21 protein-coding genes are annotated in these 26,846 nt (G+C 72.3%); 9 read left to right on the top strand and 12 right to left on the bottom strand.

Annotated features, from left to right (window positions below; translation table 11 throughout):
- Positions 1-26: 26 nt before the first annotated feature.
- Positions 27-2,426 carry a DNA helicase PcrA gene (gene pcrA, locus ABT369_RS13000; protein WP_350611941.1) on the bottom strand — a complete coding sequence of 800 codons (2,400 nt, stop codon included), beginning with the start codon at positions 2,424-2,426 and terminating at the stop codon, positions 27-29.
- Between the two features lie 297 nt (positions 2,427-2,723).
- Between pcrA and ABT369_RS12995 the strand changes: the two genes are divergently transcribed.
- Both ABT369_RS12995 and ABT369_RS12990 read left to right on the top strand, forming a co-directional pair.
- Positions 2,724-3,017, top strand: coding sequence for a chorismate mutase (locus tag ABT369_RS12995; RefSeq protein WP_350611940.1), 294 nt, complete (start codon positions 2,724-2,726; stop codon positions 3,015-3,017).
- A 17-nt stretch (positions 3,018-3,034) separates the two neighbouring features.
- Positions 3,035-3,763, top strand: a complete 729-nt coding sequence (locus ABT369_RS12990; protein ID WP_350611939.1) for a PIG-L deacetylase family protein — start codon at positions 3,035-3,037, stop codon at positions 3,761-3,763.
- 137 nt (positions 3,764-3,900) lie between these two features.
- Here ABT369_RS12990 and ABT369_RS12985 read toward each other — a convergent pair whose 3' ends face one another.
- Both ABT369_RS12985 and ABT369_RS12980 read right to left on the bottom strand, forming a co-directional pair.
- Positions 3,901-4,557 carry a response regulator gene (locus tag ABT369_RS12985; protein ID WP_350611938.1) on the bottom strand — a complete coding sequence of 219 codons (657 nt, stop codon included), beginning with the start codon at positions 4,555-4,557 and terminating at the stop codon, positions 3,901-3,903.
- Positions 4,554-5,834 (bottom strand): PspC domain-containing protein, encoded by a 1,281-nt coding sequence (locus ABT369_RS12980; RefSeq protein WP_350611937.1) that lies wholly within the window; start codon positions 5,832-5,834, stop codon positions 4,554-4,556. Before ABT369_RS12980 ends, ABT369_RS12985 begins: the two co-directional genes overlap by 4 nt.
- 160 nt (positions 5,835-5,994) lie before the next feature.
- On the opposite strand from ABT369_RS12980, the gene ABT369_RS12975 reads away from it, so the two are divergent.
- The 3 genes from ABT369_RS12975 to ABT369_RS12965 all read left to right on the top strand — a co-directional run bounded on the left by ABT369_RS12975 (position 5,995) and on the right by ABT369_RS12965 (position 9,689).
- Positions 5,995-8,040 (top strand): PspC domain-containing protein, encoded by a 2,046-nt coding sequence (locus ABT369_RS12975; protein WP_350611936.1) that lies wholly within the window; start codon positions 5,995-5,997, stop codon positions 8,038-8,040.
- Positions 8,037-8,279, top strand: coding sequence for a hypothetical protein (locus ABT369_RS12970; RefSeq protein WP_350611935.1), 243 nt, complete (start codon positions 8,037-8,039; stop codon positions 8,277-8,279). The genes ABT369_RS12975 and ABT369_RS12970 overlap by 4 nt, the downstream gene beginning before the upstream one ends.
- A 156-nt stretch (positions 8,280-8,435) precedes the next feature.
- A complete protein-coding gene (locus ABT369_RS12965; protein WP_350611934.1) occupies positions 8,436-9,689 on the top strand; it encodes a phosphatidylserine decarboxylase in 1,254 nt (417 codons plus the stop codon).
- Positions 9,690-9,757: 68 nt separating this feature from the next.
- On the opposite strand, the gene ABT369_RS12960 is transcribed toward ABT369_RS12965, so the two are convergent.
- The 5 genes from ABT369_RS12960 to ABT369_RS12940 all read right to left on the bottom strand — a co-directional run bounded on the left by ABT369_RS12960 (position 9,758) and on the right by ABT369_RS12940 (position 16,008).
- Complete coding sequence (locus ABT369_RS12960; protein ID WP_350612145.1) at positions 9,758-10,750, bottom strand: CDP-alcohol phosphatidyltransferase family protein; 993 nt, start codon at positions 10,748-10,750, stop codon at positions 9,758-9,760.
- A 291-nt stretch (positions 10,751-11,041) separates the two neighbouring features.
- Positions 11,042-11,755, bottom strand: coding sequence for an NUDIX hydrolase (locus tag ABT369_RS12955; RefSeq protein WP_350611933.1), 714 nt, complete (start codon positions 11,753-11,755; stop codon positions 11,042-11,044).
- Positions 11,756-11,760: 5 nt separating this feature from the next.
- A complete protein-coding gene (locus ABT369_RS12950; protein ID WP_350611932.1) occupies positions 11,761-12,696 on the bottom strand; it encodes an NUDIX domain-containing protein in 936 nt (311 codons plus the stop codon).
- Positions 12,697-12,802: 106 nt separating this feature from the next.
- The gene (gene guaA, locus ABT369_RS12945) at positions 12,803-14,356 is read right to left on the bottom strand and encodes a glutamine-hydrolyzing GMP synthase (RefSeq protein ID WP_350611931.1); all 1,554 of its coding nucleotides are present in this window, start codon (positions 14,354-14,356) and stop codon (positions 12,803-12,805) included.
- Entirely contained in the window at positions 14,353-16,008 is a 1,656-nt protein-coding gene (locus ABT369_RS12940; RefSeq protein ID WP_350611930.1) for an FAD-dependent oxidoreductase, read from the bottom strand. The genes guaA and ABT369_RS12940 overlap by 4 nt, the downstream gene beginning before the upstream one ends.
- Before the next feature lie 77 nt (positions 16,009-16,085).
- Between ABT369_RS12940 and ABT369_RS12935 the strand changes: the two genes are divergently transcribed.
- The gene (locus ABT369_RS12935) at positions 16,086-17,342 is read left to right on the top strand and encodes a M48 family metalloprotease (protein ID WP_350611929.1); all 1,257 of its coding nucleotides are present in this window, start codon (positions 16,086-16,088) and stop codon (positions 17,340-17,342) included.
- Positions 17,343-17,738: 396 nt separating this feature from the next.
- Here the strand turns inward: ABT369_RS12935 and ABT369_RS12930 are convergent, their stop codons facing one another.
- Positions 17,739-18,998, bottom strand: a complete 1,260-nt coding sequence (locus ABT369_RS12930; protein ID WP_350611928.1) for an ABC transporter substrate-binding protein — start codon at positions 18,996-18,998, stop codon at positions 17,739-17,741.
- 318 nt (positions 18,999-19,316) lie between these two features.
- Between ABT369_RS12930 and ABT369_RS12925 the strand changes: the two genes are divergently transcribed.
- Positions 19,317-22,148, top strand: a complete 2,832-nt coding sequence (locus ABT369_RS12925) for a sensor histidine kinase (protein ID WP_350611927.1) — start codon at positions 19,317-19,319, stop codon at positions 22,146-22,148.
- A complete protein-coding gene (locus ABT369_RS12920; protein WP_425556692.1) occupies positions 22,145-22,564 on the top strand; it encodes a roadblock/LC7 domain-containing protein in 420 nt (139 codons plus the stop codon). The genes ABT369_RS12925 and ABT369_RS12920 overlap by 4 nt, the downstream gene beginning before the upstream one ends.
- A gap of 213 nt (positions 22,565-22,777) precedes the next feature.
- On the opposite strand, the gene ABT369_RS12915 is transcribed toward ABT369_RS12920, so the two are convergent.
- Both ABT369_RS12915 and guaB read right to left on the bottom strand, forming a co-directional pair.
- Positions 22,778-23,896 carry a GuaB3 family IMP dehydrogenase-related protein gene (locus ABT369_RS12915; RefSeq protein ID WP_350611926.1) on the bottom strand — a complete coding sequence of 373 codons (1,119 nt, stop codon included), beginning with the start codon at positions 23,894-23,896 and terminating at the stop codon, positions 22,778-22,780.
- 38 nt (positions 23,897-23,934) lie between these two features.
- Positions 23,935-25,434, bottom strand: a complete 1,500-nt coding sequence (gene guaB, locus ABT369_RS12910) for an IMP dehydrogenase (RefSeq protein ID WP_497980230.1) — start codon at positions 25,432-25,434, stop codon at positions 23,935-23,937.
- A gap of 122 nt (positions 25,435-25,556) precedes the next feature.
- On the opposite strand from guaB, the gene ABT369_RS12905 reads away from it, so the two are divergent.
- Complete coding sequence (locus tag ABT369_RS12905; protein ID WP_350611924.1) at positions 25,557-25,949, top strand: DUF5319 domain-containing protein; 393 nt, start codon at positions 25,557-25,559, stop codon at positions 25,947-25,949.
- A 69-nt stretch (positions 25,950-26,018) separates the two neighbouring features.
- On the opposite strand, the gene ABT369_RS12900 is transcribed toward ABT369_RS12905, so the two are convergent.
- Complete coding sequence (locus ABT369_RS12900) at positions 26,019-26,777, bottom strand: helix-turn-helix transcriptional regulator (protein ID WP_350611923.1); 759 nt, start codon at positions 26,775-26,777, stop codon at positions 26,019-26,021.
- Positions 26,778-26,846: the final 69 nt, after the last annotated feature.

The raw sequence follows: 26,846 nt of genomic DNA, 5'->3' as shown, positions 1-26,846 counted from the left end.
TGACGCGGACCCGAGCAAGAAGCGTTTCAGATCTTCTCCACCGCGGCGTGCCGCAGCACGATCCACATCACCTGGTCGCCGAAGTCGATCTGGGCCTGGGCTCGGGGGCCGGCGCCCTCCACGGCCAGGACCCGGCCGAGGCCGTAGCGCTGGTGGTTGACGCGGTCGCCCACGGCCAGGGCGGGCACGTCGCGCTGGAGCTCGCTGGCCGTCGAGAGCTTGGACGCGTCCAGGCCCAGCTTCGCGGCCAGCTGGGCGGCCTTCGGCGTTCCGCCCACGAAGGACGAGGTGCGGGACTGGGTCGCGCCCGAGGAGCGGCCGCCCACGCCCGCGCGGCCGGACCAGCTCGTGTAGGACGCCTCGGTGCGCTCCCAGCGCATGAGCTCCGGGGGGAGCTCCTCCAGGAAGCGCGACGGCGGGTTGTAGGACGGCTGGCCCCAGGCGGAGCGGGTCACGGCGCGGGAGATGTAGAGGCGCTGGCGGGCCCGCGTGATGCCCACGTAGGCCAGGCGGCGCTCCTCCTCGAGCTCCTTGCGGTCGCTCATGGCCCGCTGGTGGGGGAAGACGCTGTCCTCCAGGCCGGTCAGGAAGACGACCGGGAACTCCAGGCCCTTGGCGGTGTGCAGGGTCATGAGGGTCACGACGCCGGTGTGGTCGGGGTCGTCCGAGGGGATCTGGTCGGCGTCGGCCACCAGGGCGACCTGCTCCAGGAAGCCGGCGACGCTCGGGGGCGGGGCGACGGTCGCGTCGCCCTGCTCGGCGGCCACGGCGACCGTGGCCTCGGCGCGCTCGGTGTATTCGCGGGCCACGCTCACGAGCTCCTGGAGGTTCTCGACCCGGCCGGCCTCCTGCGGGTCGGTGCTCTCCTCGATCTCGCCCAGGTAGCCGGAGCGCTCCAGGGCGGCCTCGAGGACCTCCTCGGGCATCGCGGTCTCGGCCAGGGTGCGCAGGTCGTCGAGCAGGGCGACGAAGTCGCCGATGGCGTTGACGGCGCGGCTGGAGATGCCGGGGGCCTCGGCCGCGCGGCGCAGGGCGGCGCCGAAGGAGATGCGGTCGCGGCTCGCGAGGGCCTCGACGCAGGCCTCGGCGCGATCGCCGATGCCGCGGCGCGGGGTGTTCAGGACGCGGCGGACGCTCACCGTGTCGTCCTCGTTGACCACGGCGCGCAGGTACGCGAGCGCGTCGCGGACCTCCTTGCGCTCGTAGAAGCGGACGCCGCCGACGACCTTGTAGGGCAGGCCGAAGCGGATGAACATCTCCTCGAAGACGCGGGACTGCGCGTTGGTGCGGTAGAACACGGCGACGTCGGCGGGGCGGACGCCCTCGTTGTCGGAGAGGCGGTCGATCTCCCGGGCGACCCAGTCGGCCTCGGCGTGCTCGGTGTCGGCGACGTAGCCGACGATCTGCTCGCCCTCGCCCTGGTCGCTCCACAGGCGCTTGGGCTTGCGCTCGGTGTTGCGACCGATCACCGAGTTGGCCGCGGACAGGATGGTCTGGGTCGAGCGGTAGTTCTGCTCCAGCAGGATCGTGCGCGCGTTGGGGTAGTCGCGCTCGAACTCCAGGATGTTGCGGATCGTGGCGCCCCGGAAGGCGTAGATCGACTGGTCGGCGTCGCCCACCACGCAGAGCTCGCCGGTGGTGCCGACCAGCTCCTTCACCAGCATGTACTGCGCGTGGTTGGTGTCCTGATACTCGTCGACGAGCACGTGGCGGAAGCGCCGGCGATAGGTCTCGGCGACCTCCGGGTGGCTCTGCAGCAGGTTGACCACGCGCATGATCAGGTCGTCGAAGTCGAGCGCGTGGGCCTCGGTGAGGCGCTGCTGATAGAGCGTGTAGGCCTCGGCGAGCGCCCGCTCGGCCGGGCCCTTGGCGGTGCCGGCGAAGGTCTCGGGATCGACGAGCTCGTTCTTGAGGTTGGACACCTGCGTGGCCAGGCCACGGGCCGGGTAGCGCTTCGGGTCCAGGTCGAGCTCGCGCGCGACGAGCTGCATGAGGCGGCGCGAGTCGTCGGCGTCGTAGATCGAGAACGTCGACTTGAGCCCGGCGTGGCCGTGCTCGGCGCGCAGGATGCGCACGCAGGCGGAGTGGAACGTGGACACCCACATCAGCCGGGCGCGGTTGCCGACCAGCTTGGCGACCCGCTCCTTCATCTCGCCGGCGGCCTTGTTGGTGAACGTGATCGCGATGATCTCGCCGGGGTGCACGTGGCGCTCGCCGAGCAGGTAGGCGATGCGGCTCGTGAGCACCTTGGTCTTGCCGGATCCGGCGCCGGCCACGATGAGCAGGGGCTGCCCCTCGTGCGTCACCGCGTCGCGCTGGGGGCCGTTGAGCCCGTCCAGCAGGTCGCGCCTAGGTGGCCTGGACTGCGCCGCCGGACCCTCGGGCTGCGGCGGGCGGGACTGAGGTACCTCGAAGAGAGCATGCATCGCAGGGGCGACTCTACGCCGACCCCCCGACAGTTTCCGGCGGCCCGGGCCCGGCGGGTCGAACGGGTGACCGAAAACCGACGGCGTCCCAACTTTCGGAAGACCTTTCCGCTGACCTTGACGCCGTGCCATACTCGGCAACGTGATCGAGAGCGCGCGCTACTTTTTTTACGGCTACCGGAGTCCGGCAGCCGTAGGTCGCGCCTGATCGCAGAACCTACCGACGCCCCGGGCTCCGAAGCCCGGGGCGTTCGCGTTCCCGGGGAGCCCAACCCCGAGTCAGAGGAACGAAGAGAAATGGCCGCCATCACCATGGAGCAGCAGCCCGCCGACGCCCAGACGGCAACCCCCGACCAGCACATCTCCGGTCTGCGGACCCGGATCGACGAGATCGACTCGGCGATCGTGGCGCTGTGGAAGGAGCGCGCCGCGATTTCGGCGGAGGTCGGCAAGACCCGCGTCGCGGCCGGTGGCACCCGGCTCGTGCTGAGCCGCGAGCGTGAGATCCTCGAGCGCTTCTCCCAGGAGCTCGGCGCCGACGGCACGCAGCTGGCGCTGTTGATCCTTCGCGCGGGTCGCGGGCCGCTGTAGGCGGTACAAATAGGAGCATGACGTTTCCTCCCTCGGCCGCGCCCCTGACTGACGTCGAGCGCGCGCTGTGCGTTCTCGCGCACCCCGACGACGTCGACTTCGGCTCGGCCGGCACGATCGCGACCTGGGTCGATGCCGGCATCGAGGTCGCCTACCTGCTGGTGACGCGCGGCGACGCGGGCGGTTTCGACGACACACCGCGCGAGGAGATGCCAGTGCTGCGCGAGGCGGAGCAGCGGGCGGCCGCGGCCGCGGTGGGCGTGAAGCAGGTGGAGTTCCTCGACGGATACCGCGACGGCATCCTCGAGCCGACGATCGGGCTGCGCCGGGACATCACGGCGGCCATCCGCAGGTTCCGGCCCGACCGTGTGCTGACCAGCTCGCCGCTGCGGCGCTGGGAGCGGCTCGCCGGGCCGAGCCACCCCGACCACCTGGCGGCGGGCGAGGCGACGACCTGCGCGGTGTACCCGGACGCGCGCAACCCGTTCACGTTCACCGACATCGGGCTCGAGGCCTGGACCGTGCGGGAGATCTGGTACAGCGGCGGCCCGGACCCGGATCACATCGTCGACATCACCGACACGTTCCCGCGCAAGGTCGCCGCCCTGCGCGCGCACGCCTCGCAGACCTCCCACCTGGACGGCTTCGAGGAGATGCTGCGCGAGCGCCACGCGATGGTCGCCCGGGCCGGCGGCCTGCCCGAGGGACGGCTGGCCGAGGGCTACTCGATCTTCGCGACGGCCTGAAGAAGACGGCCTGAAGAAACCGCCAAAGACCATGACTCGGGCCGTCGGGGTGCGGACCGTCGCTCCCGCCAGACACCGCTAGGCGCTGGCGCGCCGACGCTGCCAGGCCCGCCGTTGGTCACCCCACCCCAGCGACCTCAGACCAGACGGCGGTCGGCGGCCCAGCGCGACAGCTCATACCGATTCGACATCTGCAGCTTCCGCAGCACGTTGGAGACATGCGTCTCGACCGTCTTGATCGAGATGAAGAGCTCCTTGGCGATCTCCTTGTACGCGTACCCCCGAGCGAGCAGTCGCAGCACCTCCCGCTCGCGGTTGGTCAGCTGGTCCAGCTCCGGATCGGCGACGGGCGCGTCCGGGCGGGCGGCGAACGCGTCGAGCACGAAGCCCGCCAGGCGCGGCGAGAACACCGCGTCGCCGTCGGCCACGCGGCGGATGGCGTCGGCCAGCTCGTCCGGGGAGATGGTCTTGGTGACGTAGCCGCGCGCGCCGGCCCGGATCAGGCCGATCACGTCCTCGGCCGCGTCGGAGACCGACAGGGCCAGGAAGCGCACCTGCGGATGGGTGCGGCGCATCGCGTCGAGCACCGCGCGGCCGCCCCCGTCGGGCATGTGCACGTCGAGCAGCACCACGTCGGGCTCCAGCGCGGAGATCTTCTGCACCGCCTCCGCCACGGCGCTCGCCTCGCCGATCACGTCGACGTGCAGGCCGAGCTCGGCCCGGACGCCCGCCCGGAACATCGCGTGGTCGTCGACCAGGAACACGCGCAGCCGCTGGGTCTCTTCGGTGCTCATCGCTCTCCGCTTTCAGAAGACGAACTGGTGGCCGCGGGTTTGCGGCGCCGGGCCTCGGTGTCGATCGGCATGCTGAGGCGCACCTCGGTGCCCTCCCCCGGCGTACTGCGGATCTCCGCCTTGCCGCCGTGGCGCTGCATGCGCAGGACGATCGAGCCGCGCACCCCGTGCCGATCGTCGTCCACGGCGGACAGGTCGAAGCCGGCGCCCCGGTCGCGCACGAAGACGCTCACGCAGTCGGGCTCGACCTCGGCGTACAGCGAGATCGTCTGCACCTTCGCGTGCTTGGCCGCGTTCACCAGCGCCTCCCGCGCGGCCGCGACGATGGCGCCGACCTTCTCGTCGACGTCCACGTCGCCGACCACGACGGTCTCCACGGCGACCGCGAACGTGTCCTCGACCTCGGCCGAGGCCTCCTCCAGCGCGGCGCTGAACTTCTCCATGGGCGACGCCGTCGGCTTGTACAGCCAGTTGCGCAGCGTCCGCTCCTGCCCGCGCGCCAGCCGCTGGACCTCCTTGAGGTCGCCCGCGTTGCGCTGGATCAGGGCGAGCGTGTGCAGCACCTGGTCGTGAATCATCGCCGCCAGCTCGGCCCGCTCCTGCTCGCGCACCCGGGCCTCGCGCTCGGCGCTGAGCTGGGTGAACATGCGGTACAGCAGTGGCGCGAGGGCAAGCCCGACGCCGGCCAGGGCCACGGCCGCGAACGCGAGCCCGTAACCGATCGAGGAGAACGGCACGCCCCGCAGCGGGAACACCCCGACCACGAACACGCCGATGATCCCGGCCACGACGAGCAGGCCGCCGCCGACGAAACGCAAGAGGTAGGACTTGCGGTTGTTGTCGACCGCCGCACCCAGCCACGGCATCCCGGGAACGGTCGCCGACCAGCGCTCGCGGCGCTTCGGGTCCGCCTGGTGCCAGATGATGCCGGCGCCGAGCGCGATGATCGCGGCGAGCCAGCCGATCACCGAGGAGACGCTGCCGTCGGGCTGCACCATGAGGCGCAGGATCACGATGCCGACGCCGAGCGCGAGGAACGAGAACAGCTGGTTGACGTTGCGCCCGCCACCGCGCCCGTGCGGCTGCAGCGGCAGGACGGCCCAGAACGCCGCGTAGAGCAGCGCTCCGAGCCCGTTGAACGCGGCCAGCACCACGAACGCCGCCCGGACCAGCACGACCGGCGCACCCAGGTGCGCGGCGATGCCGGCGGCAACCCCTCCCACGACCCGGTCGGCGGGCTCGCGGTAGAGGCGGCGGACGGGGAACGGGCTGCTCATCGGGCTCGTCTCTGCTCGGGTTCCGGATTCGGTACCTCCAGATCGTCACATGGATCCAGGGCGCGAAACCACTCCGAGCGCCCCGGAGCCGCAGAATCAGGGTGGCGTCAGGGTCGATGCCTGAGGCGGCCGACCCCGCGCGTCCGCCAGCATGGATGGCATGACGAACCCGCCTGCCGCCGACGAGCCGGCCGCCCACGCCGTCGCGGGACGGGCCGCGGAGCCAGAGCCCGCGCCGCCCGCCGCCCCCGGCGCCGGCGGCGCGACACCCGAACCATCGACACCCGAACCATCGACCCCGGAACCATCGACCCCGGAACTGTCGGAATCGGACACCGCGCGGCTCGACGCCACCCCGGCGCCCGAATCCGACAAAACGCCCGAGTCGGAGTCGGACACCGCCATCGCGGCGAACGAATCCGGCAAAACGCCCAAGGACGACGAGCCCCGGCTCGAGGCCGAGTACGAGCCGTCGAACCCGTCCGCGCCGTTCGAGTGGCCGACGGGCGACACCCAGACTCCCCCGCCGCCCGGGAACGTGCCGCCGCCCCCACCGCCTCCGCCCGGGGGCGCGCCGCCGCCGTTCGGAGCATCGGCGCCACCACCGCCCCCGTTCGGGGCCGCGGGGTTCAACCGCCACCTGCTCGTCCGGCCGCAGCAGGGCCGGTACATCGCGGGCGTCTGCGCCGCCATCGGTCGCGCCACGAACACCGACCCCACGCTGTGGCGGGTCATCTTCGCCGTGCTCACCCTGGCCGGCGGCGTGAGCATCGTCGCCTACCTGCTCGGCTGGCTCCTGCTGCCCGCCGAGGGCGACACCGGCTCCCCGCTCGAGGCGCTGCTCGGCCGCGGCCGCTCCGGCACCTCCGCGCCCCTGGCGATCGTCATCGGCGTCGGCGCGGTGCTCGCGTTCCTGCTGGTCATGTCGCAGAACTTCGGCGCCGCGCTGGTCGGGCTGGCCGTGGTCGTCGGCGTGATCGCGCTGGTCCTGCGCGGACAGGTCAGCAACGGCCAGCCACCGCCGGGGCCGTTCGTGCCGCCGGCGGTGCCGAACCCGCCGCCCACGCCGTTCGCGGCCGCCGGCGCACCGTTCGGAGGCCCGCAGTTCCAGCCGACCGCGCCGGCACCCTCGTTCGGTCCCATGTCGTTCGGCGCCCCCTCGTTCGGTGCCCCGCCGTCCGGGCCCACGTCGTTCGGCCAGGCACCGATGCAGCCCCAGGCCCCAGTGACCCCAGGAGCACCCACGATGTCCACCGCACCCGGCGCGCCCCCGGCGCCCGAGTCCGACACCGGCCCGGCCGGGGACTTCCGCTCCGCCTCGACGCCGCCGGCCCCGCAGCCCGCGGCGTACGCGGAGGGCAAGTCGCCGACGATCGGCCCGCGACCGCCGCAGCTGCCGCCGTTGCCGCCCCTGCCCCCGCTGCCGCCGATGCCGGGCAGCGGACCCGGGGCCGGCTACCGGCCGCCGTTCGCGCCGCACGGGCCCTACGCGGCCTCCAGCCCGTACGCGGCCAGCCTCGGCTACCCGCCCCCCGGCGTGCCGATGTCGCCGTATCCGGGTCTGGCCCCGACCCCGCCGCCGAAGAAGCCCAAGGAGCGCTCGCGCCTGGGCCGGATCACGTTCTCGCTGATCCTGCTCTCGCTGGGCATCCTCGCGGCGCTCGAGGTCACCGTGGCGGACTTCAAGGCCTCGACGTTCTTCGCGGTACCGCTGGCGATCACCGCCCTCGGCCTGATCACGGGCGCGTGGCTCGGCCGGGCGCGGATCCTGATCCTGCTGGGCGCGGTGCTGAGCATCGCGCTGGCGATCGCGACCGCGGCGACGGGCACCTCGGTGCCGCACCGCAGCGACAACATCAGCATCCGGCCGACCTCGTTCGACGAGCTGGGCGAGCGGTACTCCACCGACATCGGCAACATCGACGCCGACCTCACGCAGCTCAACTTCAAGACGCAGGAGGTCACCCCGACGGTGGTCGCCTTCCGGATCGGCACAGCGGGCAACCTGACAATCACGGTCCCGCCGGACGTGGACGTGACGGTGACCGTGCACATCCAGGGCGGGGACTGCCGGGTGTTCGAGTCCAGTTGCGGCGGGTTCAACACGACCACCACCGTCACCGACTACGGCGCCGACGGGCCCGGTGGCGGCAAGCTTCAACTGGACCTGGACACGCAATGGGGAGATGTGAGGGTGGACCGATGAAGCCGCACCGTCTGGACGGCGTCTCGCTGACGTTCGGCCTGATCTTCCTGGGCATCGTGGTCGTCTGGCTGTTCAACCAGGCCGTCTCGGTGCACCTGAACGCCGGCTGGATCGTGGCCGTTGGCCTGATCCTGTTCGGGGGACTCGGCCTGCTGGGGGCGCTGCGCTCGGACAAACCCGAGCGCGGCAAGGCCGGGCAGCACGGCGACGGGCTCGACTACGACCTGGACGCGGAGTAACCCGGCCGGGCGGGGGGCCCGGCTCGCGCACCAGGACGTGGACCGCCACGTCGCGGCACGGAATATGCTGGCCGACGGGGTTCGTGACCCCGTCGGCCAGCTGCCTGTTGCGGCCAAGACATCTTCACCCTTCTGCCTTTGAGGAGCCCTTCCGAGATGACCCAGTTTCCCGTTGGCGGCACATCCGGCGCTTCCCGCCGCCCGATCCAGATCGGTGACCGGGCCGCCCGGGTCCTCGCCTCCGAGCTCGCCCGCCACGGCGGTCCCAAGACCGGCCTGGTGATCGGCGCGGCGGCCGGTTCCGCGGCGCTGGCCGCGGTGATCGACGCACTGCTGCCCGACGACCGGCTGGCCCTGGTCGGCACCGGTCCCGGCGCGGCCGCCGCCCTGCGCGAGCACGTGGAGCGCCAGGGCCGCTGGGTCGCCGACCGCACCCGGGTGATCGACTCGATCGACGCCGCCGAGCCCGCCGACGTCGTGATCCACGCCGAGGCGCTGAGCGGCAGCGCCGAGGACGCCCGCGAGGTGCTCGGCGGCCTGGCCAAGCTGGTCGCCGACGGCGGCGTGCTCACCGTCGTGGTGGCCGCGACCCGCCTGCCCAGCGGGGCGGCGGACGAGGTCGAGCGGCAGGCGGCGCTCTACGGCGTCGGCAGCGACCTGGTCCTGCGCAACGTCCCGCCGGTGCGCATCCACCGGCTGCGGCATACCCCGGCCCACCACAGCGCGGCCGCGAAGCTGCTGCCGGCGCTGCGCCCGTCCAGCGTGCCGCTGACCCGGGGCATGAACATCGACTCCAACGGCGTGGCCGCCGCCGGCATCGCGCTGGGCCTGGCCGCCCTGGCCAAGGCGGCCCGCCCGAAGTCGAAGCTCTGGCTGGTCCCGGCCCTGGCCGCGGCCCCGGTGGCGGCGTTCTTCCGCGACCCGCAGCGCGACGTGCCGGAGGACGCGAAGGCGGTCGTGGCGGCCAGCGACGGCAAGGTGCTCGGGGTCGAGCGCATGCACGACAAGCGCTTCGGCGACATGGAGTTCCTGCGGATCGCGGTGTTCCTGTCGGTGCTCGACGTGCACGTCAACCGCGCGCCGGTGGCCGGCAAGGTGGTCGACTACTTCGTCGAGGACGGCGGCTACGCGGCGGCGATGAAGCCGGAGGCGGAGCACAACGTCGCGGCGTACACGCTGCTCGAGACGGCCCACGGCCCCGTCGCGGTCGTGCAGCGCACCGGGCTGATCGCGCGCCGGATCGTGCAGCGCGCCCCGATCGGCTCGCTGCTGGCCAAGGGCGAGCGGTTCGGCCTGATCCGCTTCGGCTCCCGCACCGACGTCTACCTGCCCGCGGACAAGGCCGACCCCGAGGTCGCGCCCGGCGACCGCGTGGTGGGCGGCCAGACGGTCATTGCCACCTGGAAGTAACGGCGAAGCAGAACGGCCCCGCTCCTGCGACCAGGAGCGGGGCCGTTTTTCGCTGTGGGGACCGCGACTCAGGCGGCCTTGTGGCGCTGCTTGAGCCACAGCAGGGGGCCACTGACCAGGTAGGCGAAGACCACCACGACGAACGTGATGCGGTAGTTCACCAGGGCGCCGAGCACCGGCAGCGCCAGCAGCCACGGTGGCAGCTTCACGAGGCGGGCGAGCTTCGCGTAGGGGAAGCTCGAGACCATCGCGAGGCCCAGCAGCGCCACGCCGGCGACGCGCAGGGCGGCCGGCATCTGCGGGGCGATCAGCGTGGCCAGCGCGAGGACCGCGGCGCACATCGTGGTCGGCACGCCGCAGAAGAAGCGGCCGTCCTTCGGCGAGACGTTGAAGCGCGCGAGGCGGATCGCCGCGGCCGCCGCGACCAGGGCACAGGCCGGGATGAGCAGCCAGCCGGGCGCGGACGCGTTCAGCCAGGAGTAGACCACGACGGGCGCGGCCAGGCCGAACGAGCACATGTCGGCGAGCGAGTCCATCTGCGCGCCGAAGGGGCTGGCCACACCGAGGCGGCGGGCCAGGAAACCGTCGAGGCCGTCGAAGATGACGCAGGCGATGAGCAGCGAGGCCGCGACCCGCACGTCACCCTGGTTCACCGCGATGAAGATCGCCGACAGGCCGAGCATGAGGCTGCTCAGGGTGCAGGCGTTGACGAGCGCGAAGCGGATGCGGCGGGCGACGGTGCGCTCGCCGGGCAGCAGCGGGATGGCGAGCGACTGCGGCTCGTCTTCCACCGGCGACGTGACCGCCGGGGTGGCGACCGTCGCCGCGGTCTCGACGGCCGGGCTGACCGGCGCGAGCGCGATGGCCTCGGCCGTCAGGTCCCGTGACACTCCGTCACGGCGGCGCATGCGCAGACGCGGCAGGCGAACGCGTCCGGTGCGGGTGTCGGTCTCCGCGGCGGGGACGAGCAGGGAGGTCGCGCCGGCCACATTGCCCTCACCACGGCGCCCCACACGTCCGGCGAAGAGCACCTGGCGGGCGAGGGAGCCGCTGCGTCGCAGCCGTCCCGCCCATTGCCTTCCGCCACCGGGGCGCGGGCTGTCCGTAGTGCGTCGTCGCTGCCAAGGTGTGCTCGGCACTGATCCTCCACTGTAGGAACGAGGTTCCCACGGTCGCTTTTCGGGGGCTTTCGACCCTCGATGTCCGTTTCGCGAGACGGTCTCGCGATCTACACGGTCTCATATCAGGTCGCGATTGGCGATGCCTCAGGACGGAAACCGCCGGTTCAGGCGAGCCATGGAACTACTGAGTGTAGTTTTTCGTTAACCTCTAGTCCATTTTAACGACGTCGGTCACTCGCCCGTTGCGGGCAGTGAAGCGGCCCACTGCACCACCTCGGTGACGGGCAGCCCAGCGAGGTCGCCCGGCTCGAACCAGGCCGCCGACGCGGTCGAGCCGCCGGCCTCCTCCGTCACGCTCGGTGTCGAGGGCTCGGGCACCAGGACGCGGTAGAGCGCCCGGACCGCGTGCCAGTTCATCGGGTACCCCTCCGGGCCGACAAGACCCGAACTGCGCCGGTGCGTCACCCCGAGCAGCTCGACGATCTCGCCGCGCTGGCCGGTCTCCTCGTACAACTCGCGCAACAGGGCCTCGGCCGGCTGCTCGCCGACGTCGGTCCCGCCGCCCGGCAGGTGCCAGCGGCCCGCCCCGGGGAACCCGCGGGCGATCTCGGTGAGCAGGACGCGTCCGGCCGGGTCGGTGACGAACCCGTAGGCGGCGAAGCGCTGCCCCTTCGGCAGTTCGGACTCGCTCGCCGGCTCGGCGTCGGCGGGCCCGGGCGCGTCGGCGGGGACGACGTCGAAGAGGACGCGATCCTCGTGGAGATCGGGGGTGGTCAGGGCGAGCACGTCGCGTACACCCGAAACCGCCACCGGCAGCCCGGCGCTCTCGCGGAACAGCCGGACCACCGCGGTCGCCGGATTCTCCCCGTGCCGGATCGGCCCGCCGACCTCTTCGGCCGTGCCCGGCAGCCGCCCGTAGACCGTGATCACCCGTGTCCGCGTCATGGTGATCAGCGTAGGCCGACCCCGCGAAGGGCCTCCTCCGTCACCTCGGTCAATGGCAGCTCGTCCAGGTCGTCCGGGTCGAACCAGCGCGCCTCGGCGGTCGAGCCGCCCACGTCGTGGATCACCGGCCGGCTGGAGCGGGCCACCTGGACGCGGTAGAACGCGCGGACCCCGTGCCAGTCGATCGGGTAGCCCTCGGGGCCGAGCTGGGCCGCGTCGCGGTGGCTGGCCACGCCGAGCAGCTCGACGATCTGCCCCTCCTGGCCGGTCTCCTCGACCAGCTCGCGGATGAGCGCGACGCCGGGCTGCTCGCCGAAGTCCGTGCCGCCGCCGGGCAGGTGCCAGCATCCGCCGCCGGGGTAGCCGTCGGAGATGCGGGTGAGCAGGACGCGGTTGCGCCGGTCGGTGCATACCGCGTAGGCGGCGAAGCGCTGGGCGCGGTGCAGCCCGTCGGGGCCGGGCACCGCGTAGAAGGACGGCACCTCGGGCGTGCCGTCGGGGCGGATGTCGGCGGTGGCGTCGGGCAGGCCGAGCGCGTCGGCGGTGAACCGGCGCAGCGGCAGGGTCTGGGCCTCCTCGCGGGTGACCCAGCGGGCGAGGTCGGTGGGCTGCCCGACCCGGTCGCGCAGCGCGCCGCCGCGCATCGAGACCTCGTAGATCAGCCGATCGGTGTGGATCGTGAGCCCGCGCGTCGGCAGGGCCCGCATGTCGGCCAGCACGTCGCGCAGCTTGACCACGGCGACGGAGAGGCCGGTCTCGGCCGCGGTCTCGCGCACGACGGTGTCGACCGGGTTCTCACCGTGGTCGACGGCGCCGCCGGGCAGCGACCAGGCCCCGGGCGTCCCGGACTTGGCCGAGGCCCGCACGAGCAGGAAGGCATCGCCGTCGACGCAGACGCAGTAGGCCGCGATGCGCCGCAGCGGCTGTAGCGCTGGAGTCACGGAAATGAATTGTCCGGCTTTCTCAGCCGCTCGCCAAGAGCGAGTTCAGCCTGAAATGGCTGAATGAAATTCCTCTCAGGGGTGGGTGGTCGGGGCGGCAGCCGGGTCACTCCCATTCAATGGTGCCCGGCGGCTTGGACGTAACGTCCACGACCACGCGGTTGACCTCGCGGACCTCGTTCGTTATCCGGGTCGAAATCTTGGCGATCAGCTCGTGCGGCAGCCGCGACCAGTCCGCGGTCATCGCGTCGTCGCTGGAGACCGGGCGCAGCACGATCGGGTGACCATACGTCCGGCCGTCCCCCTGCACCCCGACGCTGCGCACGTCCGCGAGCAGCACCACCGGGAACTGCCACACGCTGCGGTCCAGCCCGGCGGCGGTGAGCTCCTCACGGGCGATCAGGTCGGCGGCCCGCAGGATGGCCAGCCGCTCCTCGTCCACCGCGCCGATGATCCGGATCGACAGGCCCGGCCCCGGGAAGGGGTGGCGCATGACAATCTCCTCGGGCAGCCCGAGCGCGGCCCCGATCTGGCGCACCTCGTCCTTGAACAGCGTCCGCAGCGGCTCGACCAGCGCGAACTGCAGGTCGTCGGGCAGCCCGCCGACGTTGTGGTGGGACTTGATGTTGGCGGTGCCGGTGCCGCCGCCGGACTCGACCACGTCCGGGTAGAGCGTGCCCTGCACGAGGAACTCGACGTGCTCGTCGGCGTCGAGCTCGCGGGCGGCCGCCTCGAAGGTGCGGATGAACTCGCGCCCGACGATCTTGCGCTTCTGCTCCGGGTCGGTCACCCCGGCCAGCGCGCGGAGGAAGGTCGCGGACGCGTCGACGACCTTGAGGTTGATCCCGGTCGCGGCGACGTAGTCCTTCTCGACCTGCTCCGCCTCGCCCGCGCGCAGCAGGCCGTGGTCCACGAACACACAGGTCAGCTGGTCGCCGACGGCCTTCTGCACCAGGGCCGCGGCCACCGCGGAGTCGACCCCGCCGGACAGCCCGCAGATCACCCGCTTGGTGCCGACGCGGGCCCGGATCGCCTCGACCTGCTCCTCGATGATGTTGTTCGAGGTCCAGGTGGGCTCGATGCCGGCGATGTCGTAGAGGAAGCGGCGCAGCACCTCCTGGCCGTGCGGGGTGTGCGCCACCTCGGGGTGGAACTGCACACCGGCCAGCCGGCGGTCGGTGTCCTCGAACGCGGCCACCGGCGCGCCCGGCGAGCCGCCGGTGACCGTGAAGCCGGCCGGCGCCGCGGTCACGCAGTCGCCGTGGCTCATCCACACCGACTGCTCGGCCGGCAGGTCGCGCAGCAGCACGCCGCCGTCGGCGGCGAGGGTGAGCGGGGTGCCGCCGAACTCGCGGTTGCCGGTGTGGGCCGCCTCGCCGCGCAGGGCCACCGCCATCGCCTGGAAGCCGTAGCAGATGCCGAAGACCGGCACCCCGGCCTCGAACAGCGCCGGGTCGACCTGGGGCGCGCCATCCTCGTAGACCGACGAGGGACCGCCCGAGAGGATGATCGCCGCAGGGCGCTTGGCCAGCAGGTCGGCGACCGACATCGAGCTCGGCACGATCTCCGAGTAGACGTGGGCCTCGCGCACCCGGCGGGCGATCAGCTGGGCATACTGCGCACCGAAGTCGACTACGAGCACTGGCTGCGGCGTGGTCATGGGCAAAAGCCTAGTCGGAGCGCGGCCGGAGCCTCCGCGGGGACGGCGGGACGTGACGGAGCTATCGGTGCGACCGGGAGATACGGGGCGCCCAGGTCCGGGCGCCGATCCGGCTCACCCTTGTTCGGCCACATCGACGCCGCCCGCTCGGCCTGCGCCGCGATCGTCAGCGACGGGTTCACCCCCAGGTTGGCCGAGACCGCGGCGCCGTCGACGACGTGGAGTCCCGGATGGCCGAAGACGCGGTGGTACGCGTCCACGACGCCCGTCTCCGCCGAGTCCCCGATCGCGGCGCCGCCGAGGATGTGGGCGGTGAGCGGGATGTTGAAGACCTCCGACCAGCCGCCGCCAGGCAGCCCGCCGATCTCCTCGGCCAGCAGCCGGACGGCCTCGTTGCCGGCCGGGATCCAGGCCGGGTTCGGCTCGCCGTGCCCCTGGGTCGTGGTGAGCCGCCGCCGACCCGTCCACGAGCGCTTGTAGTGCACGTCCAGCGAGTTGTCGAGCGACTGCATGACCAGCGCGATCACGGTCTTGTGCGACCAGCGGCGCACCGAGAGCACCCGCAGGTGCCGCAGCGGGTGCCGGAAGAACACGCCGAACCAGCGCAGCGGCCGCCAGGGGCCGCCGTCGGTGAGCACGGTCTGCAGCAGGCCCATCGCGTTGGAGCCGGGGCCGTAGCGGACCGGCTCGATGTGGGTGTTCGCGTCCGGGTGGAAGGAGCTGGTGATCGCCACGCCGTCGGTGAAGTCGGCGCCCTTGCGCAGCGAGCGGGCGCCGACGATGGACTCCGAGTTGGTGCGGGTCAGCTTGCCCAGGCGGGGCGAGATCCGGGGCAGCACGCCGTCGGCCCGCATCCTGTGCAGCAGGCGCTGGGTGCCGATCGCGCCGGCGGCGAAGACGACCTGGCCGGCCTCGAAGGTCTGCCGCCGGCGGCGCCGGTCGGTGCCGCGGGTCTCGACCGAGTAGCCCTCGGCGGCGGGGCGCACCGCGGTGACCGTCGTGAGCGGGTACACCCGCACGCCCTGCTGTTCGGCGAGGTGGAGGTAGTTCTTCACGAGCGTGTTCTTGGCCCCGACGCGGCAGCCGGTCATGCAGGAGCCGCAGTGCGTGCAGGTCTGGCGGATCGGCCCGGCGCCGCCGAAGTAGGGGTCCACGCCGGAGCGGCCGAAGTACACCCCGACCGGCGTGGCGTGGAAGGACTCCCCGACGCCCATGCGCTCGGCCACCGCGCGGAAGGCGCGGTCGGCGGCGGTGGTGCGGGCGTAGGTCGCGACCCCGAGCATGCGCTCGGCCTGGTCGTAGAAGGGCTCGAGCTCGGCCCGCCAGTCGGTGATGCCCCGCCACTGGGGGTCCTCGTAGAAGGGCAGGAGGGGGCGGTACAGCGTGTTGGCGTAGACCAGCGAGCCGCCCCCGACCCCGGCGCCGGCGAGCACCAGCACGTTGCGCAGCATCGTGATCCGCTGGATGCCGAAGCAGCGCAGTGCCGGTGCCCACAGGAAGCGCCGCGCGTCCCAGGACGTCTTCGGGAACTCCTCGTCGGCGAAGCGGCGCCCGGCTTCCAGGACGGCGACCGAGTACCCCTTCTCGGCCAGGCGCAATGCGGTCACACTGCCGCCGAACCCCGATCCGATGACCACGACGTCGTAGCGCATGCCCCATAGTGACCCGTGAGTAACTTAGACGGAAGCCCCTTCGGTTTCGGTGGTCATTTGCGGCAGACTGGTCAACTATGGCGAGACTTCCCGGCGGGCTGCCCGTCTGGCGTGGTCGCCGGCTGCTGGGCGCCGACGACGCCGGTCGCGCCGTCGGGGCGACGACGCCGCCCGCGCTACCGGCCGTCGACGCGAGCCACCACGCGGCGCTGCACTCCGTGGTGCTCGACGCCCTGAAGTTCGCCGACGTGGGGGCTCCGCAGTCGGTACACCTGGGAGGCTCCCCAACGGTGGAGTTCCGGGGCGGCGCGCTCGTCATCGGCCTGCCCCTGGCCTGGGGACTCTCCGCCGACCAGCTGCGCATGCTGCTCACCCACGAGCTCGCCCTGCCCGCCTCGCGCCACCCCGACCTCGTGCGGGGCCTGCTCGACGCCCGCCACCGCACCCCCGCCGGCGAGAAGGCCGCCGCCCGCCACGCCCGCCTGCTCGGCGCCACCGAGCCGCTGCTGGCCGAGGCCGAGCAGGTCCGCGACGCGGCCGCGATCACGGCGGCCGGCGGCGGCCTCTCCGCCGTCGAGGACGCGGCCCGGGCCCTGCTCAAGGCGGCCGCGATCCACGCCGCGTTCTCGACCTTCGCCGCGGCCCCGCTGGCCTCGGGCACCATGTCGGCCTTCAACACCGGCTCCCTGCCGACGACCGGCCCGATCCACGCGGAGGACCTGCACGCGGGCTGGCGGCTGCGGCTCTCACGCTGGGGCGCGCCCACCGCCGACGTCGACCGCGAGGAGCTCGCCCGGCACCACCCCGGGCTCGCCGAGGAGCTGCGAGCCCCGGCCGACGGCCCGCTGGTGACACTGGACCCCGACGCGGCCCACATCGACGAGCTCGGCCCGGCGGCGCTGCGAACCCTCGCCGCCGAGGTGCTGCCGTCCGGCTCCGGCGAGCCCTGGGTCCGGCTCGCCGACCTGCCCGTCGAGGCCTACCTGCCGGACGTGGAGCGACGGGCCCGGCAGTACGTCGAGGCGGTCAACGAGGTCCTGGGCCGCACGCCGGACGGGCGTGACGAGCTGGCCGGGACGCTGCTGCGCCGCCCGGTGGACGTGGAGCGGGCGCGGCGGGGGCTGCCGGCGGCCGCCGACTCGGAGCCGCCGCCACCGTGGATGGGGGCGGCGCTGCTGGCCGTGGTGGTCGAGTACACGCTGCTGCGCAAGGGGTGGCGGCGGGAGCATCCGCTGCTGCCGCGGCGGCTGGTCGCGCCCGACTCGGACGCGGTGCTGGACCTCAACGAGCTGGTGCGCAGCGACCCGGGCGCCTTGCGCAGGCACCTCGGCTGACGCCGGTCGCGCGTCAATTTGCCGGACGCGGCGCCGGACCTCAACGAGTGCACGAGCACCTCAGCGCTGGTCGCTCGCCGATATGCCGGACGCGGCGCCGGACCTCAACGAGCTGGTGCGCAGCGACCCGGGCGCCTTGCGCAGGCACCTCGGCTGACGCCGGCCACTCGCCGATATGCCGGACGCCGCGCTGGACCTCAACGAGCTGGTGCGCAGCGACCCGAGCGTCCCGCGTAGGCACCTTGGCTGACGCTCGTCGCGCTCCCAGGCCTGCGGACAGCGATCTTCGATATGTCGGGCGCTCCGCGCCGCGACATATCGGATTTATACCCCGCCAGGCGATAAGTCGGAAATATCTGTGCGCGAAGCGCCGGATATTTCCGAGAAGCGCGAGAGCTACAGGTTCGGCACCTGGGTGATCGAGAGCTCGGCGGGCTGGATGACCATGTAGCCGTTCTGCGTCCGCTGCTCCACCACGCCCGCCGCGAGCTGGTTCACGCCCGTGCCGTCGAACCGGACCCCGTTCCACGGCATGATCGTCTGGGTCGCGGGCATGCTGAGCTGCTGGACCGAGTTGCGTACCGCCTGCTTCGTGTAGTCGCCCGCCTGGTCCATGGCCATCGCCAGGGTGAGCGTCGCCATGAACGCATCCGCCGCGACCTCGGTCAGCTTGGTGTGGAACGCCTGCTCGAACATCGCGCCGATGACCTGTGCGGTCGGGTTGCGCGTGGCGAACTCGTTCGACCAGCCCGAGGCCCGCAGCGCGGTCGGGTTCTTCACGCCGTCGAGCGCGGCGACGCCCGGGCCGAGCGCGATCACCGAGGCGGTGCCCTTGAGCTTCACCGCGAGGTCGTTGGCGGCGCTCGCCTCGGCGGGGCTGGTGACGATGGCGAGCACCGCGTCGCCCTTCTGCACCTGCCCGTTCGGCTGGCCGGCCTCGCTGCCGGTGAGGGGCAGCACGTGATCCTTGCCCGCGACCTCGTAGCCGGAGGACTGGCTGAGGTCCTCGATCGAGTTCTTGAGGCTCGCGACCTCCTTGCCGAGCTCGCCGCCGGGCGCGCCGGACGCGGTCACGATGCGCTTGACCTGGCCGTTCGTGCCCTTGTAGCGGTAGAGCAGGTCCAGCGCGGTGTTGACCAGGTGCCGGTCGGTCGGCTGGATGCGGAAGTGCCCGGCGCGGTTGGACTCACTGAAGGTGTCCGACGTGGTCAGGCCGTCGATCAGGGAGACGCCGAGGAAGTCGGCGACGCGGCTGGTCGTCTGGGCGACGTCGATGGTGTCGGCGAGGATCAGGCCGACCGCGCCGTCGTCGACGAGCTTGGTCGCCTCCTTCTCGATCCGCTCCGGCGCGCTGGCGGTGTCGCCGGTCAGCAGCGTGATCTTGGTGCCGCTGCGCAGGCCGACGCCGGGGCCGAGGGGCAGGGGCAGCGGCTTGCTCGGGACGTCGCGGTTGACCACCTCGAGGGCGAGCCGGGCGCCGAGGGTGGCCTGCTGGCCGAGCTGCGCGTTGGGGCCGCTCGTGGGCACCAGGAGCCCGATCGCGACGCTGGCCGGCGGGGTCACGGCCGGCTTCGCGTCGCCCGTGCACGCCGACATGAGTAACGCCGACGCCAGCACCAGGGCGGTCACTGCGGGCCGTCGGCCCCGGGTGAGCACGGCGTATGACTCCTTGTGGCGGGTGGCTGGTCGGACGGCCGTATCCTTCCCGTCTGATCAATGCCTAGCAAGCCCGCTGTCCGGCTTCGAGTATTGTGACCTGCGCCACTATGACGTGGTTGGACACTGGTCGCAACCCTGGTTTGATAAGTGCCGCACGCTGCTCAGCAGCGCGATGACGCATGCGAAAGGTGTGGAGGGGTGCAGACCTTCGCTTCGCCGCCTTCGACGAGGGCTCCGGCCGTCGTAATGAAGGTGAACAGCCATCGCCGTAGGCGGCCGGGGGAACCGCAACGGCGCAGCGCATCCCTGTTCCGGGTGCGCGACTGGCGCGTGCCCACGAAGCTCGCGGCGGTGCTCGTGCTCCCCGCGGTGGCGTTCCTCGTCATCGCCGGCGTGCAGATCAACGTCTCCGTGCAGGACGCGACGAAGCTGGACCAGTTCGCCCAAGGGGTCAAGGTCGGCCGCCAACTGACCGATCTCATCCACCAGTTGCAGCTGGAGAGGGACCGAACGGTCGGATATCTCGCCAAGTCGACCAGCGGGCCCCAGCCGTCCGGTCCGAATCAGGCCGCCGACGACCTGGCCGAGAGCCAGGCCGCGACCGACTCCGCGCTGCGCGCCTTCTCCGAGCAGGCGCGCCCGCTGCTGAAGAACCCGATCTTCAGCGGCGTGCAGAACCGGATGACCGCCGACTTCACCGACCTCGGCCTGGTCCGCGACGGCGTCGCGCACCGGTGGCTGCGCGAGGAGGCGGTGTTCGAGCAGTACTCGGTGACCATCCAGCACCTCTTCGACCTGGTGCCGGACCGGCCCGACATCGGCGGCGACTCCCAGTCGGTGGCCGAGGTCTCCTCGCTCATGGACCTCGCCCAGGCCAAGGAGCTCAAGGACCAGCTGCGCGGGCGGATCTTCGCCGCGGCCAGCGCCGGCAAGTTCGCGCCGGACGACTTCGAGACCTTCTCGGAGATCCAGGCGCGGCAGGTCGCCGCGGTCGAGCGGTTCCGCGCGTCGGCGAGCCCGGCCCACCTCGCGCTCTACGTGCGCAACCTGCGCCAGGACGCGGTCTCCACCGTGGCCCGGCTGCAGCAGGACATCATCTCCCGCGCCCGGGGGGCCGCGGTCGGCGTCTCCGCCGAGGACTGGTGGCGGGCGAGCACGCTGGAGCTGGGGTACATCCGCAGCATCGAGAAGGCGATGCTCGAGGACGCGATCACGGGCGCCGCCGACCGCAGTAGCACCCAGCGGACCAACGCCATCGTCGCCACCTCGGCGATCGTGCTGGTCATGCTCCTGGCACTGCTGCTGTCCTGGCTCATCGGCCGATCGATGGCCCGCTCGCTGCGCCAGCTGCGGGCCCAGGCGCTCGACGTGGCCCAGCACCGGCTGCCGGAGGCGATCCAGCGCCTGCGAACGCTGCCGCGGGGCGAGACGGTCACCGTCGACACCACGACCCGCGTGCGCTCGTCCGACGAGATCGGCGAGGTGGCGGACGCGTTCACCGCCGTGCACCGCAGCGCGGTCAGCCTGGCCGTCGAGCAGGCAGTCATGCGGCGCAACGTCAACTCGATGTTCGTCAACCTGGCCCGCCGGTCGCAGACGCTGGTCGAGCGCCAGCTGCAGCTGCTGGACCAGCTCGAGTCGGCCGAGACCGACCCGGACCAGCTGGCCAACCTGTTCCGCCTGGACCACCTGGCCACCCGCATGCGCCGCAACGACGAGAACCTGCTGGTCCTCGCGGGCAGCGAGGCGACCCGGCGGTGGGCCCAGCCCGTGTCGCTGTCCGCGGTCATGCTCGCGGCCATGGCGGAGATCGAGCAGTACGCGCGCATCCGCCAGGACGTGTCCAACGACGTCTTCGTCGTCGGCCACGCGGTCTCCGACATCGTGCACCTCTTCGCGGAGCTGCTGGAGAACGCGACCACGTTCTCGCCGCCGGACACCGTGGTGGCGGTGACCGGCTGGCCGGCCCAGCAGGCCCGCGAGGCGACGATCGTCATCGAGGACAAGGGCATCGGCATGACCGAGTCCGGCCTCATCGAGGCGAACGAGCGCGTGTCCAGCCCGATCGCGATCGACGTGGCCGCCTCCGAGCGGATGGGTCTGGTCGTCGTCGGCCACCTCGCCGACCGGCACGGCGTGTCGGTGCGGCTCACGGCGAGCGAGGAGGGTGTGACGGCATACGTCACCCTGCCCGCCCGCCTGCTCGCGGCCCCGCCGGACGGGGTCGGGCTCTACGGCAACAACGCGGCCACGCGGCTCGCGGGCGCGGCTCGCCTGCCGATCCCGGTCGACGGCGGCACCTCGCAGGCCCCGGCCGCGAGCGAGCCCTCCGGCGAGCACCCGACCGCGGTCCTGCCGGCGCTGCCGTCCCGCCCCTCGATGCCGGCCGAGGAGCCCGCCGATGACGAGGCGGATTCGGATGTACCGGCGGTAGCGGCGCCCCGGCTGCCGGACGTCCCCGCGGCCGCGCCGGTCTCGGCGGTCCCTGTGTCCGCCGCGCCGGTATCCGCCGCGCCGGTGTCCGCGGTGCCGGTGTCCGCGGTGCCGGTCTCGGCCGCACCAGTCTCAGCCACGCCGGTCTCGGCGGTCCCTGTGTCCGCGGCGCCCGTCTCGGCCGCTCCGGTGTCAGCCGCGCCCGTCTCGGCTGCTCCGGTGTCAGCCGTGCCCGTCTCGGCGGTCCCTGTGTCCGCGGCGCCGGTTGCGGCCGTGCCCGGCTCGGCGCCGCCGAAGAGCACCAACGGCGTCAAGCGCGGCCCGGCCCGGGCCGAGGACATCATCGCCGGTGCGTCGCGGCCCAATGGTGCGCCCGCGACGGCCGCGAAGGGCACCCGCTGGTGGTCGCGCGGCGGGGGCGGCGACGCTCCGGCTCCGGCCCCGGCCATCCCGGCGCAGCGGCAGCCGGTGACCGCCGGTACGAGCAGCGCCGGGCTGCCGATCCGGGTGCCGCAGGCGCAGCTGCCGGGCGATCCGAGCGTGCCCGCGCCCGCGCCGGAAGAGACGCAGCAGGTCACGGTGGCGCACACCGAGCCGGACCCGGCCAGCGTCGGCAGCATGCTGACCCGGTTCTACAGTGGCGTGCATCGGGCCGCGAACGAGGACGAGGTGCCCACGGTGCCGATCAACGAACATCGAGGGAGCACGGCGTGACCCTGAGCCAACAAGCACGGGACCTGAGCTGGCTGATCAACGCGTTCACCGAGCGGGTCCCCGGCATCGCCCATGCTGTGGTGGTGTCCTCCGACGGCCTGCTCGTGGCCGTCTCGGACCATCTGCCCCGTGACAGCGCCGATCAGCTCGCCGCGGTCACGTCGGGCCTGGTGAGCGTCACCAGCGGCGCCGCGCGGATCTTCGACGGCGACGAGGTCAAGCAGACCGTGGTGGAGATGGGCCAGGGGTTCTTCCTGGTCATGTCGATCCGCGACGGCTCGATCCTGGCGACGCTGGCCGGCCGCGAGGCCGACATCGGTGTGGTCGGCTACGAGATGGCCCGCCTGGCCAAGCAGGCGGGCGAGATGCTGACCCCGGCGCTGCGCGCGGAGCTGCAACAGGCGCTGCCCCGCTGACCAAAACGGCCTCGGGTGGGCTTTCAGGGGAAATGCCGACCCGGGGCCGCCCCGCTGACGAGACGACCTCGGGTGCCCGGCTTTTCGCCCGGCACCCGAGGTCGTGTGCTGTCGTGATGAGCGCGATGGTCCGGCCGCCGCGCCCACCGCGAACGGTGAGGCCACGGGAGTAACGGTCCGGACCACGACGGACGTCGCGGTAGCTCTCTGCTGCTACTTATCGAGAATGAGCCCGACCTTCTGGAATTCCTTGAGGTCGCGGTACCCGCACTTCGCCATCGCCCGCTTGAGCGCGCCGAACAGGTTGAGCGCGCCGTCGGGGTCCTCGGACGGGCCGTAGAGCACCTTCTCCAGCGTGCCCAGCACCGGCTCGGCCGAGCCGAAGGAGCCGCGGGGCAGCTTCGGGTGGCTCGCCGCCGAGTGCCACCAGGCGCCGCCGCCCGGGGCCGAGTCGCTGCGCGAGAGCGGCTCGCCGACCATCACGGCGTCGGCGCCGCAGCCCAGCGCCTTGGCGATGTCGCCCGAGGTCTGGATGTTGCCGTCGGCGATGATGTGCACGTAGCGCCCGCCGGTCTCGTCCAGGTAGTCGCGGCGCGCGTCCGCGGCGTCGGCGATCGCGGTCGCCATCGGCACCCGGATGCCGAGCACGCGGTCGGTGGTCGACCACTCGTCGGCGCCGATGCCCACGATGACGCCCGCGGCGCCGGTGCGCATCAGGTGCAGCGCGGTCTGGTAGTTGGTGCATCCGCCGACGATGACCGGCAGGTCGAGGTCGGCGATGAACTCCTTGAGGTTCAGCGGCTCGTCGGTGGTCGAGACGTGCTCGGCCGAGACCAGCGTGCCCTGGATCACCAGGATGTCCACGCCGGCGTCGAGGATCACCGGGGCGAGGGCCAGGGTGTGCTGCGGCGAGACGCGCACGGCGACCGTGATGCCGCCGTCGCGCATCTCCTTGACCCGCTCGCCGATCAGCTCGGGCTTGATCGGCTCCGCGTAGACCTCCTGGAGGCGCCGCGTGGCGGGGGCCTCGTCGTCGAGATCGGAGAGCTCCTCGAGGATCTTGGTCGGGTCGGCGTACCGCGTCCAGAGCCCCTCCACGTTGAGCACGCCCAGGCCGCCGAGCTTGCCGAGCGCGACCGCGGTGGCCGGGCTCATCGTGGCGTCGGACGGGTGAGCGACGCAGGGGATCTTGAACGGGTACGCGTCGAGCTGCCAGTTCGTGGAAACGTCGTCGACGTCGCGGGTGCGGCGCGTCGGGACGATCGCGATGTCGTCCAGGTGGTAGCCACGCCGGGCACTCTTGCTGAGCCCGATCTCGACCACGTCACGCATGTCAGCTCCTGTTGGAATAGGGGTGTTCGTCCACCGCGTCAGCGCGAGTGGTAGTTCGGGGCCTCGACGGTCATCTGGATGTCGTGCGGGTGGCTCTCCTTGAGGCCCGCCGCGGTGATCCGGATGAGCCGGGCGCGCTCGTGCATGTCGGCCATCGTGGCCGCGCCGACGTAGCCCATGCCGGAGCGCAGGCCCCCGATGAGCTGCTGGGCGACGGCGGAGAGGGGGCCGCGGTAGGCGACCTGGCCCTCGATGCCCTCCGGCACCAGCTTGTCGTCGGAGCTCACGTCGTCCTGGAAGTAGCGGTCCTTGGAGTAGGAGCGTGCCTGGCCGCGGGACTGCATCGCGCCGAGGGAGCCCATGCCCCGGTACGTCTTGAACTGCTTGCCGTTGATGAAGATCAGGTCGCCGGGGCTCTCCTCGCAGCCGGCCAGCAGGCTGCCCAGCATCACGGTGTCGGCGCCGGCCGCGATGCCCTTGGCGATGTCGCCGGAATACTGCATGCCGCCGTCGGCGATGACCGGCACGCCCAGTGGACGACAGGCCCGGGACGCCTCCATGATTGCCGTGATCTGCGGCACACCGACGCCGGCGATGACGCGCGTGGTGCAGATCGAGCCGGGCCCGACGCCGATCTTGACCGCGTCGGCGCCGGCCTCGGCCAGCGCCCGGGCGCCCTCGTAGGTCGCCACGTTGCCGCCGACGACGTCGACCGCGGTGTCCTTCTTCAGCCGCTGCACCATCTCCACAACCATCCGATTGTGCCCGTGCGCGGTGTCGACCATCACGATGTCCAGGCCGGCGTCGATCAGGGTGCGGGCCCGCTTGTAGCTGTCCTCGCCGACCCCGACCGCGGCGGCGACGCGCAGGCGTCCGGCGTCGTCCTTGGTCGCGTGCGGGAACTTCTCGCTCTTCGAGAAGTCCTTCACGGTGATGAGGCCGCGCAGCTTGCCGGAGCCGTCCACGATCGGCAGCTTCTCGACCTTGTGCTTGCGCAGCAGCGCGAGGGCCTCGTCCTTGCTGACCCCGACCTGCGCCGTGATGAGCGGGGTGACGGTCATGATGTCCCGCACCCGGGTCTCGGGGTCGGAGACGAAGCGCATGTCGCGGTTGGTGACGATGCCCACGAGCTGGCCGTCGGCGTCGGTGACCGGCACGCCGGAGATGCGATACCGCCCGCAGAGGGCGTCCACCTCCCGCAGCGTCGCGTCGGGCGAGCAGGTCACCGGGTTGGTGACCATGCCGGCCTCGGAGCGCTTGACCAGGTCGACCTGCTGGGCCTGGTCCTCGATCGAGAGGTTGCGGTGCAGGGTGCCGATGCCTCCCTGCCGCGCCATCGCGATCGCCATCCGGGCCTCGGTGACCGTGTCCATCGCGGAGGACACCAGCGGTATCCGGAGGGTGATGTTCCGGGTGATCCGGCTCGAGGTGTCGACGCCGCTGGGCACGACGTCCGATTCGCCCGGAAGCAGCAGCACGTCGTCGAAGGTCAGGCCCAAAGGCAGCACGTCAGGTCGGGAGAAATCCATGAAGCGCATCCCAGCTCTCGGTCGTCCGGCGGGTGCGTCTCATCGTACTTCCGCCCCGGCGGTGCACCCGTCCGCCATGGCAGAGCCGTGCCCGGCCCCACACCAGGGCCGAATGGGGATACCGTTGAGGCGTGCACGAAGAGCCCATCGACCCGTTCGCCGGCGACCCGGCCGATCCTTCGGCCGAGCTCGACGACAGCGGGAACGAAGACCCGTTGACCGCCGCCGAGCGCCAGGACGTTCTCGAGGACCTCGCGGACCTCGAGATCTACCAGGCGCTGCTCACGGCGATCGGCGTCCGCGGGCTCGTCATCGAGTGTGAGGACTGCCACGAACCGCACTATTTCGACTGGGATTTGCTGCGGGGGAACCTGAAACACCTGCTCACGTCCGGTCGACCGCGCGTGCACGAGCCCGCCTTCGACCCCGATCCGGACCATTACGTCACATGGGAATACGCGCGGGGTTACGCTGACGGTGTTCACGACGCACTGGCGAGTGCGACCGACGACGGCGACGGCTAGCAGGCCCTCGTTTAGGTTTGCTGCGCGGCGGGTACCGCAGCGGCATGCCCCGGATGGCCTGCAGCGCCGCTAACTCACGAGCCCGGCGCGGAACGCCGCCGCTACGGCGTGTGCCCGGTCGCGTGCTCCGAGCTTCCGGAACAGCCGGCGAGCGTGCGTCTTGACGGTGTCCTCGGAGACGAACAGCTCCCGCCCGATCTCGGCGTTGCTCTTCCCGTCCGCCATCCCGCGCAGCACCTGCAGCTCCCGCTCGGTCAGCTCCACCCGCCGGCGCGGAGGCTCGCCGGGCACGTCGCCGCGCTGCTGCGGCACGCCGGCCCCGGTCACCCGGGCCCCGGGCATCCCGACCGCGGTCCGCGCCGTCCCGGGCAGTCCGCGCCCGGCCTGCAGCACTCCCCCGGCCGCCTGGCTCGGCGCGCCCATGCGCGCCTGGAGCACCGGCTCGCCGTTGCTGCGGCCCACCTGGCTCAGCACCAGCAGCACCGCCTTCGCGAGCGTCGTGACCGGGTCAGCCGTGTCGACCCGGATGACCGCCCGCGCGCCGGCCGCGATCGCCGCGGCGGCGGCCCGGGGCTCCTCCGTGCCGAAGAAGACCACCGTCGCGCCCGGCGCCACGGCCAGCACGCGGCGGGAGAACTCCGCGCTGTCGGGACGGGCCAGCGTCGGGTCCGCCAGCACCAGGTCGGCCGGCTGCTCGGAAAGACGCGCCAGGGCCTCGACCATCGTGACGGCGGTCCGCACCGCGTGTGCCACTCCCAGTCTGGCCGCGGCCGCGGCAACCGTCTGTGCCGCGACCTGTGTTCGCACACACACCAAAATCGTACGCACCGTCGTGCTCCTCTCTCTCAAAGAGAGAAACACGAAAAGGCGAGATCTAGACGTGGTTTTACCGCGATT

Source organism: Dactylosporangium sp. NPDC000244 (assembly GCF_040300725.1).
Lineage (GTDB): Bacteria > Actinomycetota > Actinomycetes > Mycobacteriales > Micromonosporaceae > Dactylosporangium.
This window is presented reverse-complemented; position numbering and strand designations above follow the sequence as displayed.